This is a genomic window from Flavobacterium frigoritolerans, assembly GCF_025847275.1.
Classification (GTDB): domain Bacteria; phylum Bacteroidota; class Bacteroidia; order Flavobacteriales; family Flavobacteriaceae; genus Flavobacterium; species Flavobacterium frigoritolerans.
The window spans coordinates 20,665-36,260 of the sequence record NZ_JAOZEV010000023.1 but is presented as its reverse complement, the minus strand read 5'-3'; the positions used below and the strand labels follow the sequence as shown (position 1 = coordinate 36,260).

The window sequence follows — 15,596 nt, the reverse complement described above, 5'->3', positions numbered from 1 at the left end:
CATGCATTTTTGTGTTTATTTTTTATTCTTTTCTTAATAGATTGATAACAGTGTATTTACAACTTGTTTGCTTTTGTATTTTATAGGTAATTTCTGTAGCGCAACATCCTCTACCCTTGTTTTCTCTGGATTTCGCACTTTTTGTTTCTCGCAGATTTAGCTCATGGAACAGATTTCAAACTCCCTAGCCCTGATAGTAGCGGAAATCCTTGCCCTTTTTCCTTTAAAAAGGACAAGATTGAAGCGAATAGCAGGAATAGCTCCTAGAAAAACTCCTCTTTTATAATATAGTCGAATATTACTCCTATATATAAGGACATAAAAAAAGCGGCTACTATTATATAGTAGCCGCTTATGAATAACTTAATTTTATAATCTATTTATTCGACAATAAGTTTTTGAGTTGATGTCTTACCGTCTTGCTCTACCTTTATAACATAAACCCCTGTTGGCAGTTTATGAATGTTTAGTTCTTTATTTTCAGTTTGAGCCGTGAAAACAATTTTTCCAGCCATATCTGATATTCTGATATTCTTCGTGCTGCTAGATCTAGTTTCTACATATACCTTTCCATCTTTTACTGGATTTGGATAAATCACAAATCCATCGATTTCATTTGTATTTACTCCCAACGTACAAACTGTTGCCGATACGTTTACTATACGTGTAGCAATAGATTCATTTTGCAAGGCATCTTTTACTGTATATGTCAAAATATATTGACCCGGCGTATTTACATCAACTGTCCCTGAGACTAAAACTCCTGCAGTGATATCTGTATCTAGATTGTCTTTGGCAGTATAACCCGCTTCGATATATGGACATCCTTTATCTAAAGAAACCACTGCATTACCTATAAGCGTAATTATTGGTTTGCTTCTTTCTATTGTTACTGTCCAATTTTCGATTGTACCATTTTGTGCCATTACATTATAAACTACAGGTAAAATATAGTTTAATGTTGTAACTCCACTATTTTGTATATATGTCCCTATACGCAATGTTGCAAAATCGGATGTTTGAAAACTTGGAGTCAATGTGCTTAAATTAGCATTGTTGCCAACAAAGACTTTTACAGTTTTTAAAACTGGATCGATTACACTCGTCCCTACCTGATTCACTACCGAGTACGCTATAAGACTTGCTTCGGAGTTATTCGCGTTTAATGTTACAGTATAATTTGTTTGAGAAAGCTTATCCTCTGAAATTACTGTAACTAGAAAACTTTTTGTATAATCCGACAATACAACTTTTGAGTTTAATTGTTTTACTCCATCTATATGTAATTCTGCTCCCGATGAAACAGTAAAATCAGCAATTAAATTTGATACATTAATTCCGTAGGGAACTGTTTTAGTCACATTATTACCTAATATATCTGTATTGATATCTTGAGTTAATCCTGAATTTGAGGCTGTTTTAAAATCATAAGAGATCAACTTACTTTCTTTGTTCAAATCAACATCTACTTTTATAATATAGGTTTCAGAAATACCTGTATTAAAACCTACTCCTTCTACTTTTAATGTAACTGGGTTTGTGTAATCATTTGGAGTAACACCGTTAATTTGTGTGATGTCATTTATTTTCGCAATACTTCTCATCCCTAAATTGTAATTGATGATTCCAGTAGTCACATCTCCTCCATCGTTTAATAATACAGAATATGTTTTAGTCGCTGCATCATAAGATGATGAAAGTTGATTTACAAACTCAATGTTTTGCAATAAAACCGGAACATTCCAGAATTTACCTTCTCCTAGTCCATCTGTATCTGCATTTGTAACTACTGCTGTATTATCACTCATAGTACTATCAAAAACATATTGCTTATTTCCTTCAGAAAATGAATAATATGCCAATAGCCCTGGTTCGTTGCCTACATATTTTGTCGTAACATTTGCATTGATTGTCGCCTGATTACGAACTCCTGCCCAAATACGTATTTCGTCTATATTTCCGTTTAGACCACGGGCCAAGCCTGCATTATTACCTATGTAAGCCGCAGCAGTTGCATTTGAACTAGCTGCACCTGCTGTACCTGTGCTTGTAAAAGGAACCGAAACTCCATCTATATAAACCGTATAAACATTAGCAGCACTTACTGTATAGGCAATATGATGCCATTTGTTTTGTTTAATAGTATTTACTCCTGTGTTAATAACATAAGAACCCATTGCCGTGGTTATAGAAATCACCAAACTATTTTCTTTATAAATAGATAAGCTACTATTGTTATGTATGAAAGCCAAGACGGTCCCTTTCTCTAAAAGTCTTCCAAAAACTGATGGTTGCTTTTGATTAACCCAAGTCTCGAATGTATAGTTATTAGTAAGATTCAATGCTGGGGTAATATCTGTTTTTATAAAATCATTTACTCCATCAAAAGTTCCTGTAACATTTGTAGCTAAATTTGCGGTATACGAAAGTACTATTGATTTAGAATCATTTGTAGTATCTGTGTCCCCTGCTAATTTTGTATATACATCGATCGTATAATCTGCAGGAACTCCTAAATTAGCTTTTGTTGTAAATGTAAAATTAGCAGTTCCTCCTGCAGCAATTGTGGCAGTGAAATTTTGAACTACTTCATTTGCTCCATTAATTTTGTATGCTACTGGGAAGTTTGAAATTGGCGTAGTCGAGTAATTTCGAAGTAAAGCTGTAACTGAAACTGGTGCTCTACCTGGTTTAGTTGGAGCAACAACTCTTTCTACACTAGCATCTGCAACTGTAAAAGGCAATACGTTTATTGTATATTCTTCTACTTCAAAATCTGATCTTGAACTTGTGAGCCCATCAATTGTTGGACCAAGATTTACATTATAATATTCGCTAGGCGAACGATACATATGTATAACACGCATTAGTTTTTCGCCAGCTATTGTAGCTGCCGGAATAGTTAATCCTCCAACCAAAGTAAAATTGTTTCTAAAATAATGCGTACTAGTTGTTGACGGAATCGCTGGCGATGTTGATGCAGTCGTCGTATTTACCCAAAAATTACCTGCATAGAACTCATCTGTTAAATTACCGTCTCCATTTAAATCTATTACCATCATAGTAAACACTCCTACACTAGATGTTTGATCTCGCGTTATAGGATTTCCTGTTTTTGTTATTGTTACTTCTGGCTGATAAGTAAAGCCTGCATATACTGGAATTTTTATATTCTTAAAATCTGAATATGCTGTAGTTCCTGAAGCATTAACAATGTCATTCCATTTTAATTTAGAAATTGCATGTCCATCTGTATTAACATGAACAGGTAATTCATTTTTATTATATACAGTTTTTTCAATTACGTCATTAGCACTATTATCATCTGCGATATCAACACCACTTTTTATTATATATGTAGCATCAACAGTAGACAAATCTGCTTTTGCAGTAAATGTGAAGCTTACAGTTGAATATGGCGCAATAGCAGGAATTATTTCGGTAACTTTTGTTCCATTATTTACCTGATAAAATACTGGATGGTTTACTAGAGCAACAGATCCTAAATTACTAACTCTAATGGCTATGGTATGTGTACTTGACTTTTTACCTAGAACTTCAGGCGTAACTATGGAGACTATACTCGCATCATTTACTATTGGTTTAGTTACACAAGTAATATTTGCAACCCATCCTGCTTCAGTTACTCCTCCATCTGAAGTAAACCTAAACGTTAATTCCCCTCCAGCTGCCGTAGATGTTAATGATGATGGTAAAGTATATCCTGTAAATGCTCCTATTAATGTAGCTGCACTTGTTGCTCCATTATAAACGTACAAATAATCATAGTCTGGTTCAACATCAAAAGCACTAAAGTCTACTTTAATACTATTACCCACTATAGCTGGCTTAAAAGTCATTGTTTGAACGAGGTTATCTGCATAATTTCCGTAACGCGTTCCACTATCTGTAAATACCGCTGAACAGGTAGTTATACTAGCAGCTGCTCCCATTGCTATGTCAGCCCCTGTATTATTAACATTTTTTGTTATTACATTATTATCTGGAACTGCATCGCCTGGATAATTTACACTAGCTATTACAGTATATACTCCTGCTGCTGAAAAATCTGCTTTTTGAGCAAAATCATAAGTCACCTCACTCAATGGACTAACTGGACCTGGAATTGTCTCTACAACTGCTGCTCCATTATTAATTTTATAAGAAACTGGAATATTACTAATTGCTACTGGAGAATTATTAAACACTTTAACTTGCACTGTTTCAGCAGCTGTAAGTCCTGTGTTAGATGTAAACGAACTCAACGCTAAATCGGTTGCTGTTGCTTCAAAAATTTCTACATTATCTATATAAGTAGCACCATACACATCTCCGCTATTTGTTGCTACAAAATCATTATCACTTACTGTTTCAAAAGCTACACTAAATGTAGTTCCTGCGTAAGCTGATAAGTCATAAGTCAATTCTTTATCACTGTACGAAGCGGTTTCTCCGTAAACATCTTGATTTTCATGGCTCATTACTGGAACTCCATTTATCAAAACTCTAAATAAGTTCTTCTCGGTCCCAACAATAGAAACATTACTCCATTCTAAAAAGAACTTCAATCTTAATGGTTTTCCTGCCAGACTAGTTGCATCAATATCACAAAAAGTTACTTTTTTTATGTAGTCTGGATTATTTGTAAATGCGACATTGCTTTTTAGGCTTGTTACCCAAGGAGCCAAAGCTGTTCCTGCTGATCCAGCCATTTTTACTCCATCTAAAAACTGAGCATTTACATACTCATATTTCACTTCTCCTGTTTTTCCTTTAGAAAAAACATAATTTGTTGCCTTTCTGTTAGTAAATTCTTCAGTGAATGGCAAGCTTAAAGCGTTCAAAACCGATTGAGAAACTGGCTCTACATTTACCGCTCGAACTCTTTCGGAAACAATTCCTGATGCAATATCTATAGCACGAACCGAAAACCAGTTGTCCTCGCCTACCGCAACATTTGCAAATGTATATGTAGGATCTGTTACTGTAGCTATAACATCAAACTTGAAACCATTCATTTTTAAAACCTCGTATTTTGCTCCTACGATAGGATCCCAATCCATTTTATAAGAAGAAACACCACATGCTGCTGGTGCAATAACTAAATTTTTAGGTTCGGTTATAATATTAAAAACTTCTTTAGAAGTATCTACTTTACTACCCGCAATTATTCTTATTTTAGAATTAGCAACTATTCCTGACGGTACGCTCCATGCAAAATTTCTAGCCGCTGATGGAATATCTTTCGCTATTACTGTATAATTCACCCCTCCGTCTATTGAATATTCAAGAGTAAATGCTTTTGCTTCTCCCTCATAGTCCCAACGAATATATTCTGTTGAATCTGTATTGAATTTTTCGCCCCCTATTGGATAAGTAAGAATCAACTCTGGAGCTACATAATCATACACTACTGAAAATTCCTGACTATTAAGAGGAATCTTTGTACCTGTAACAATAATTTTATAAGTTCCTGCAGCAGGGTTATCCAAAGTCACTTGTTCAATATTATTTAAATTGTCAACTCCTCTTTTTGCATTTTCGTTAGGCGCTGTTGGGTTTAAAGTCCATGGTAAAGTAGACACTCCATCTTTTACAATTTTAACATCTAAATCATTAACCTGAATAGAACTTGAACCTGGTGTAGCACCAATATCTGAATAAGCTAACATCACTTTTAAAGTAACTAATCCTGCCGGAACTACAATTTCTTTTTCATAGGTTTCTCCATTAGCAACTGATGCTGTATAAAACATTTTTTTATCTAATACTTTTACAGCTCTTAATCCATTAAGGTTACCAAATCCATATTTATAATCTGGGCCAGGATTACCAACATCTTTTGCGGTATTAGCAACCAACGCTTTCATAAGAGAAGCTAAAGGTTTTGTTCCATAAATATTTTTATATCTTTCATAAAGCAAAGCTACTGTACCTGTAGTTCCTGGTGTCGCCATTGAAGTCCCACTCATAAACTGATAGGAATTGCTATAATCCAACGAATATACATTGCTACCAACTGCTGAAATTTGGGGCACTAATCGACCATCAATAGTAGGACCGAAACTACTATAACTACTAATTAAATCATTGGGATTATTGGCCGCAACGTGCAAAGCATTTTTTGAATTCTTCGTTGAAGTATTAAATCCACCTGCATATGCTGTTTGAGCATTTCCATTAGAATATATATTTAAAAGATACGGATAAGTTACAGTAACGTCATCATCACCACGATCTCCTACATTGTATCTATTCGTATTAAAACCCGCAGTAAGGTTAAGTCCATAAGAATTTGATGTCAGATCTATATCATCTTCCAGAACAGATTTTACTCTTTCTTGTTGAACTGACAATCCATTAGACTGGGTATTAAAATTCCAACCATACATTTTAACTTCTGGTGCCATACCTTTTGCTCTTGGATCCAACAATCCTGCTCCACCGATAGTTCCCGAAACGTGCTCTCCATGAGACGAATTCGATTCATATTCTTTTGCTACTACTCTACCTGTATGATCTTTGTGTGGCTCAAGATTTCCATCCCAAACTCCTACTTTAACACCTTTTCCTGTTAATCCATATCCTAGACCCGCTATGGTAGATCCTAAAACATTTGCTTTATGTGAAGTTAAACCGGGAAGATTATCACTTTCAACAGGAGGAGGAACTAATTCGATATTTTGAACCCAATTAAATTTGGCTATTTCTTCTAATTTTTCTTTAGAAACTTCTAAATAGATTTGATTAAAAAAAGGATCATTTTTGATGCTTTTTACAAATGAACTTGCTAAATCTTGCGAAATCAACTCGCTATCGACTCCTTTAAAATAGCTTACTACTACTTTTACATTATTCCCTTGTAAAGCATAATCCGGAATAACTTCATCTACAATCATTTGATCTAATTTATATTTTGGATCAATTGCGATTATGGTTCTTATGTTATCAGAAACATTCCCTATACTATAAAAATCAGACTCGATTGCAACATAATATGCATTATTTGACAAATAACTGAGTAAAGTTACTCCTTGTCTTTTCAATTTTTGCTGCTCATCCTTAGATGGGATTTTTTTAAATTGTAACAAAGTGTACTCCGTTTGAGGGCTTTGTTTTTTACTTGTACTTTTTTTAAGTTCTTTAATCTGCTGCTTAAAATTAGCAGTTGTCTCTATTTTATTTCCATTTATAGAAATAAAAAAATCATTTTCAGGAATGCCCTGTGCAAACACTGAAATAGTTAGAAACATCGCAATTAGGCTAAGTATTTTTTTATTCATTTCATAAAAGTATTTGATTAATAATCAGTTAAAAACACCCATCAAAGAGTAAACCTACAAATAAAATCATAAAAAACAAACAATAACAAAGTGAGCATGTTAAATAAAAACACAAAACCCACTAAATACTAGAAAAAAAATAACAAAAAAAATAATCTCATATATAACAGAATCAAGAAAAATACAATTTGGCATATTAAAATAAAAACAAGCAAAATTTGGTTTGAAAAAGTGATTTAATAAAAAAAGACCAATCAAAACATATTTGATTGGTCTTTCTGTAATTTTTAATTAAATCTTTGAGCTATTTTACAGCCTTCAATTCTTTTGCTTTTTCTTGCCATCGCTCACTAAGATCATTATAATCAACTGGATGTGCGGGTGCTTGATATTGTAATCTGCCAGATTCGAAAGCACGAGTTAAAATTGTTTCGATTAAATAATCCTCATTAACTTCATAAGGAGCATATTCTGTCTTTAAACTTATATCAAAAACATTAGCAGTTGTGTTTGCCCAAAATGCTTTCCAACCACTTTTTAAAGTTTTTACTAACTCAAATGTAGTAGTTCCAGTTTGTCGATGAATGAGCTTCACTAATATTTGTCCCTGTTTGCGAGACAACTTCTTTAGTTTTCCTTCAAATTCATTATTAAGATAGTCTTCTACAATTTTAAAATATTTCTTTTTTTCTCTATTTGAAGATAAACGAGCCATCCCTTTATTAAGAGCAACCAATCTTTCAGAAGCTAGTCGGGCAAATGGATATGTTTTATAAACTCTATTCTGAAGAATTAAAAATTGTTTTTGAGTTTCTGGATCAAGCTTTTCTTTTGAAATAATAATCTCTGGCAATTGGATTGTATCATTTAATATAGAATCCTTTTCGGTCAAAACATATCCCATTTGTTGCGGATTATTTTTATCGATTTGAGCATGACCAACAAAAGACGCTAGAAGAAAGCAAAATAAATAGGTTATAAACTTCATTGAGTTATTAATTTGAATGTAAAATTATACATTTATATACAATTGTAATACCAAATTTATAATTTAGAAGTGAAATATTTTATTTAACTAATTATCAACATCTTAAACACTTTTAAAATGTATTACATCCTTTTATTTTCACCTATTTGAGGACCTACATTCCAAATTAAATAGTAGTAATGGCAGCTAAACAAGAATCTAAAAAAGGTTTGTTTATGAAGTGGTATTAACAGGTTTTCTATAATTACAAATTAACCTACTGCTCTACACTTTACTCCAATTTTGATGTTAAAATCCATTATAGAACTTTTATAGATTATTTTAATAAAAACTTAAAATGTAGCCGACAGCACTCGATTAACATCTGTTTTAAATTAATATACTACTTATTAAGAACACAATAGAAACTATGGAGTCTTTTTAATATCGTAAAAATCTCAAGAGTCAAATATTTTTATTTTTTGGCGAATTTAGCCTTGATTTAAAGATATTAATATTTACATTTGCTTTATTCTTATTTATTCTAAATAGGTTGATTATTCCGCATATAAATAAAAAACAAATCTTGTCAAAAATTCAATAAACAATAAATACCTAAACATGAAGAAGAATCTTTTTATTTCTTTAGCATTAGTCGCTACTTTATTTGTTAGTGCCCAGCAAAAAAACACATTACTTGAGCAATCATTTTGGAAGACTTCACCAGATGTAACTGCTGTTAAAGCCGAAATAGAGAAAGGAAGCAACCCATCACAGCCTAATCAAAATGCTTTTGATCCAGTTGTTTTAGCTATTAATAATGATGCTCCAACAGCAACTATAAAATTTCTTTTAGAACAGCCAGGAAATCCAATAAATAAGATGACTCATGACAGCCGTATTTATCTACATTGGGCAGCCTACAGAGGAAATGTTGAACTTGTAGAATATCTTATTGCAAAAGGTTCTGATATCAATCTTGAAGATAGTAAAGGTACAACCCCAATTGCTTTTGCTGCTAGTAGCGGACAATCAAATGCAGCTTTATACGACGCTTTTTTTAAAGCAGGAATTGACCCAAAGAAAAAATACAGAGATGGTGCGAATTTATTATTAATAGGTATTCCTAATGATAAAGATTTAAGCCTTTCAACTTATTTTGCGACTAAAGGAATGTCTTTAAAAGATACGGATAACGAAGGAAACACAGCGTTTAATTATGCTGCCAGATCAGGAAATGTTACACTTTTAAAGAAGCTTTTAGAAAAAGGAGTTAAATTTAATGATAATGCACTTCTAATTGCAGCGCAAGGTGCTCGTAGAGAATCATCTCCTATTGAAGCTTATAAATATTTAGTTGATGAACTTAAACTAAAACCAACTGCTGAAACTAAATCTGGAGAAAATGTTCTTCACTTTTTAGTAGGTAAACCTAATCAAACTGAAATCGTCAAATATTTTCTAGCTAAGGGTGTAGATGCAAACAAAGCGGATAAAGAAGGAAATACTCCATTAATGATTGCTGCTTCGGCTAAAGATACTGCTGTTTTAGAAGAATTACTTCCGAAAGTAAAAAATTTAAATGCTCAAAATCTAAAAGGAGAATCTGCTTTAACATTTGCAGTAAAATCAGGAACTCCCGAAGCTGTTGAGATTCTTTTAACTAAAGGAGCTGACATTACTGTTAAAGATAAAGAAGGAAACAATTTAGGTTATTATTTGGTACAATCTTATCGTCCACAAAATGGTCGTGAAGCTGCTCCAGCAAAAGATCCTTTTGAAACTAAAATAAAATTACTTCAGGATAAAGGATTAAACTTAGCCACGCCACAGCTAGACGGAAGTACCTTATATCACATCGCAATGTCTAAAAATGATTTAGGATTGATAAAAAAATTAACATCTTTAAACATTGATGTAAATGCAAAAAATAAAGATGGCTTAACTGCTCTACATAAAGCTGCAATGGTTTCTAAGGATGATTCTATCTTAAAATATCTTTTATCAATTGGTGCGAAAAAAGATATTCAAACTGAATTTGACGAAAGTGCCTACGCATTAGCAAAGGAAAATGAAACATTAGCAAAAAATAACGTTTCACTTGAATTTTTAAAATAACAATAAACATTCGCATTACTACAATACAATAATACAAAGGTAATTACATTATGAAATCAATATTTAAAATAGCTCTTACTGGAGCACTTATCTGTCTAATATCTTTACAAGCTTCTGCACAGGCTTCAAAATACAAATGCATGCTTCAGATGTCAAACTATATGGGAGAAGGTGCTTATATAGTTGTTTCTCTTATCAATGCTAAAGGAGAATATGAAAAAACTCTTTATGTAATGGGAGATGATAAAAAATGGTACAACACACTAAAAGAATGGAATAAATTTCATTCTAAAAAAACATCTGATAATATTAGTGCAAAAACTGGTGCGTCTGTAACGGGTGGAGATAGAAGTATTACTACAATAGAAATTGAAGATTCTAAAATCAATTCTGGATACAAATTAAGATTTGAAAGTGCTGTTGAAGATCAAAAATATTATGTAAATGACTTAGAAATTCCTCTTACAACTGAAGGATTAGCAGCTAAGACCGAAGGTAAAGGATATATTCGTTACGTAAGATTAAATAAAATATAATAGCATATAATGATTCTTTCTTTTTGGCGTTACTCACACTTGGTCTTGGCTTTGTTTTCTTCTTTATTTTTATTAACTGCTTCTGTTACAGGTGTAATTTTAGCTGTTGATGCTGTACAAGAAAAAACATTTCCGTACCGAGCAGCAAATTTTGATACAATAACTTTAGAACAGACTTTACCTATTTTAAAAAAGGTATATCCTGAAATTACAGAGTTAAGTGTAGATCACAATCAATTTGTAATGCTGCAGGCTATTGATCAAGACGGTAATGATGTCAATGCTTACATTGATCCTTTAACTGCCAAAGAGTTAGGTACGCCTCTAAAAAAGACAGAATTCATTCAATGGATTACCGCTTTTCATCGTTCTTTATTTTTAAAAGAAACGGGGCGCTTTTTTGTTGGATTTATCTCTTTTTTACTTTTTCTAATCTCAATTTCAGGTTTTGTTCTTGTTGTTAAAAGACAACTTGGGCTCCGTAAATTCTTTTCAAAAGTAACCAAAGATTATTTTTCTCAATATTATCACATTGTCTTAGGAAGATTGAGTTTAATTCCGATTTTGATTATTGCGCTCACAGGAACTTATTTAACATTGGAGAGGTTTAACTTTTTCATGGATAAAGAAAAAAAGGAGCAGGAAAAATCAATTACGATTACAGAACAAAAAAACGATAAGACTTCAATATTCAAACAAACTCTTTTATCTGATGTTAAGAAAATAGAATTTCCTTTCTCTGATGATCCTGAAGAATATTATATTGTTCAATTGAATGACCGAGAAATTGAAGTTAATCAGGTAACTGGAGCTGTAGTAACGGAGAAACTTTCTCCAATGAGAACACAAGTTGCTCTTTTAAGCCTTAACCTTCATACCGGAAAAACCAATGCTATTTGGGCAATAATTCTTGGTATTGCTTGTCTAAATATACTGTTTTTCATTTATTCTGGTTTTGCGATGACCTTAAAAAGAAGATCAAGCCGAATCAAAAATAAATGCAAAGCTGAGGAAAGCAAATTTATCTTATTGGCTGGTTCAGAAAACGGAAGCTCTTTACGATTTGCCAATGCAATTCACAAACAATTAATCGCAAACGGTGAGAAAGTTTTCTTGACCGAATTGAATAATTTTAAAACTTTTCCGAAAGCAGAACATATCATTATTTTCACATCAACACACGGATTAGGAGATGCTCCTTCTAATGGAAACAAGTTTACATCCATTCTAAAAAAACACAATCAAGAACACAAAGTTCATTTTTCTGTTGTAGGATTTGGGTCAAAAATCTATCCAAGCTATTGCGGTTTTGCTTTTGAAATTGATTCATTATTAGAAAAACAAAACTGGGCTAATCGTTTATTAGAAATTCAGACTGTAAATGATAAATCAGCAGAAGAATTTGTAAATTGGGTTAGATTATGGAGTACTAAAACTGGAATTCCGTTATCCCCAACACCTTCCTTATATAATGAAGTTCCGAAAGGCTTACAGAAATTAATAGTATTAGACAAAACTCCTGTTTCTGATTCAGAACACACTTTTATACTTACTTTACAAGCAGGAAGCAGAGCCAAATTTGTTTCGGGTGATTTATTAGCCGTTTATCCAGCAAATGACAATAGAGAACGCCTCTACTCTATCGGAAATCATTCTGGCAATGTGCAATTAGTTGTAAAACTACATTCACACGGTTTGGGTTCTAGTTATTTAAATAATCTTAAACCTGGCGATAGCATCAAAGCACGAATTCTTAAGAATCAAGCTTTTCACTTTCCTAAAAAATCATCAAAAGTAGCTTTTATTTCTAACGGAACTGGTATTGCTCCTTTCCTTGGAATGATTGAACAAAACAAGATAAAAACAGAAACTCATTTGTATTGTGGTTTCAGAATGGAAACAGAAACAGTTTCTGAATATAAAAAGTTTGCTGCTACCATGATTCAAAAGCAACAACTACAAAGTTTTCATTTAGCATTATCACGTGAAGCAGAACATATTTATGTAATGGATCTTATAAACCGTGATGCTGACTTTTTTGTTGAATTATTGTTACAAGGCGGTACTATTATGATTTGCGGTTCATTGGCTATGCAAAAAGATGTAGAGACAGCTCTTGATGTATTATGCCTTTCCAAACAAACCAAAAGCATATTAGACTTTAAAAATAATGGACAACTATTGACAGATTGTTATTAGCCACATTTAAAAAGACTCTATAGCATGCAAATTAATAAAACCTTTATACAGCAACTCTTTTTTCTTTTTGTATTAACCTGCAGCTTTTACGGCAATGCACAAGTTTTACGAAAAAGAACAACGCTCCTCATGGGAAGCCGTTTTGACATTACCATTGTTGCAAACGATTCATTGGCAGCTGAACAAAATATTGATGCCGTTATTGCCGAAATTACAAGAATTGAAAACCTAATATCGGATTGGAAATCAGACACACAAGTTTCTGAAATAAATCAAAATTCTGGAATTCGACCTGTAAAAGTAGATCGAGAAGTTTTTGAATTGACACAAAGAGCAATCCGGTTATCAGAAATAACAAATGGCGGATTTGATATCAGTTTTGCGGCAATGGATAGAATCTGGAAATTTGACGGATCAATGACCGAAATGCCTTCGCCAGAAAACATAAAAAAATCAGTGGAAAAAGTGGGTTATAAAAACATCATTTTAGACTCTGTACAATCTACTATATTCCTAAAACTAAAAGGAATGAAAATAGGATTTGGCGCACTTGGAGAAGGTTATGCTGCTGACAAATGCCGCGATATGATGCTTGCAAAAGGTATTAAAGCCGGAATCATAAATGGCTCAGGAGATATGAGTACTTGGGGAAAACAACCTAATGGAACTCCTTGGAAAATTGGCATCACAAATCCATTTAATCCTGACAAACTCTTAGCTACTGTGCCTTTAGAACAAGAAGCTGTAACAACTTCTGGAAGCTACGAGAAATTTGTTGTTTTTAATGGTAAGCGCTATTCTCACATCATAAATCCTGCAACCGGATATCCTGCAACTGGCTTATGCAGTGTAACTATTTTTGGTTCTGATGCCGAAATCGCAAATGGTTTAAGTACTTCTATAATGGTACTCGGAAAAACAGAAGGTTTGCTCTTACTTAAAAAATTCCCTGATTATAGCTGTTTGATGATTACTGATAAAGGAAAAGTTATAAAATCAGAAAACTTCCGTCTTAAAAAATTCAAAGCTAAATTTCACTAAAATAATCCACAGAAAACTTCTTGTGATTTTAATCTTGGCCGATACTTGCCGAGCAGCTTTGCCTATTCTTTAAAGTTAACAAAAACCAGATTCTTCTTGTTTGTCTTTCGCGAAAATTAAGTTTACTTTTGTTACTACATATTTTATAGTACAGGTACTGCAAATGCACGAGGAATTATTCTCTTTTACCTAAATTACTAACCTAAAAAATAGATTACCCACTTACATAATCTTTTTAAAGACGTTGGTAAAGTATATAAAATACAAATTTATAAATTAGCAAAAAAATATTTTTATGAGTACAAAATCAATCTTAAATGATGCTTCAATTACTTTTTTAGAAAGCTATCTTAATAATGCTTCACCTACTGGTCACGAAAGTGAAGGTCAAAAAATATGGATGGATTATTTAAAACCATATGTTGATACTTTTATTACAGATACATACGGAACAGCTGTAGGAGTTATAAACCCAGATGCACCATATAAAGTAGTTATCGAAGGACATGCTGATGAAATTTCATGGTATGTAAACTATATTACAGATGATGGGTTAATATATGTAATAAGAAATGGTGGATCTGATCACCAGATTGCACCATCAAAAAGAGTTAATATCCATACTAAAAAAGGAATTGTTAAAGGTGTTTTTGGATGGCCAGCGATTCATACAAGATTGCGCGATAAGGAAGAAACTCCAAAAATTAGCAATATTTTTATTGATTTAGGTTGTGAAACCAAAGAACAAGTCGAAAAAATGGGAGTTCATGTAGGTTGTGTTATCACGTATCCTGATGAATTCATGATTTTAAACGAAAATAAATTTGTTTGCCGCGCTATCGACAACAGAATGGGTGGCTTTATGATTGCCGAAGTAGCTCGTTTGCTACACGAAAATAAAGTAAAACTGCCATTTGGATTGTATATCACAAATTCTGTTCAAGAAGAAGTAGGTTTACGTGGTGCCGAAATGATTACCAAAACCATCAAACCTAATGTAGCTATTGTTACAGATGTTTGTCACGATTCGACAACTCCAATGATCGAAAAGAAAATTGAAGGGGACACAAAAATAGGTTTAGGACCTGTTATTACTTATGCTCCTGCTGTACAAAATAATTTACGTGAACTAATTATTGATGCAGCTGAAGCTAATAAAATTCCGTTTCAGCGTTTAGCATCTTCTCGTGTTACTGGTACAGATACGGATGCTTTTGCATACAGTAATGGCGGTGTTGCTTCGGCATTAATCTCTCTTCCGTTGCGATATATGCATACTACAGTAGAAATGGTTCACCGTGATGATGTTGAGAATGTAATTAAATTGATTTACCAATCATTACTAAAAATTGAAAATGAAGAAACTTTTTCTTATTTCAAATAAAATTTAGAATAACTTTTAATCAAAAAACCCGCAAACCTAAATTTAGATTTGCGGGTTTTACTAATAAA

Annotated in this window: 7 protein-coding genes; 5 read left to right on the top strand and 2 right to left on the bottom strand. The window is 32.8% G+C overall.

The features are described from left to right. Nucleotides 1–380: 380 nt before the first annotated feature. Complete coding sequence (locus tag OIU80_RS19320; RefSeq protein WP_264288612.1) at nt 381–7,283, bottom strand: S8 family serine peptidase; 6,903 nt, start codon at nt 7,281–7,283, stop codon at nt 381–383. A gap of 304 nt (nt 7,284–7,587) precedes the next feature. Beyond that, entirely contained in the window at nt 7,588–8,271 is a 684-nt protein-coding gene (locus OIU80_RS19315) for a DUF4294 domain-containing protein (protein WP_264288611.1), read from the bottom strand. Between the two features lie 600 nt (nt 8,272–8,871). Here OIU80_RS19315 and OIU80_RS19310 point away from each other — a divergent pair. From OIU80_RS19310 to OIU80_RS19290, 5 genes are all read left to right on the top strand, one after another. Next, nucleotides 8,872–10,368 (top strand): ankyrin repeat domain-containing protein, encoded by a 1,497-nt coding sequence (locus tag OIU80_RS19310; RefSeq protein ID WP_264288610.1) that lies wholly within the window; start codon nt 8,872–8,874, stop codon nt 10,366–10,368. 50 nt (nt 10,369–10,418) lie between these two features. Then, a complete protein-coding gene (locus OIU80_RS19305) occupies nt 10,419–10,904 on the top strand; it encodes a DUF2271 domain-containing protein (protein WP_264288609.1) in 486 nt (161 codons plus the stop codon). A 9-nt stretch (nt 10,905–10,913) separates the two neighbouring features. Then, nucleotides 10,914–13,103, top strand: coding sequence for a PepSY domain-containing protein (locus OIU80_RS19300; RefSeq protein ID WP_264288608.1), 2,190 nt, complete (start codon nt 10,914–10,916; stop codon nt 13,101–13,103). A 24-nt stretch (nt 13,104–13,127) separates the two neighbouring features. Beyond that, on the top strand, nt 13,128–14,144 hold the full coding sequence (locus OIU80_RS19295; RefSeq protein ID WP_264288607.1) for an FAD:protein FMN transferase: 1,017 nt from the start codon (nt 13,128–13,130) through the stop codon (nt 14,142–14,144). Between the two features lie 295 nt (nt 14,145–14,439). Further along, nucleotides 14,440–15,528: a M42 family metallopeptidase gene (locus OIU80_RS19290; RefSeq protein WP_264288606.1), complete on the top strand. Its 1,089-nt coding sequence runs from the start codon at nt 14,440–14,442 to the stop codon at nt 15,526–15,528. The last annotated feature ends 68 nt before the right edge of the window (nt 15,529–15,596 follow it).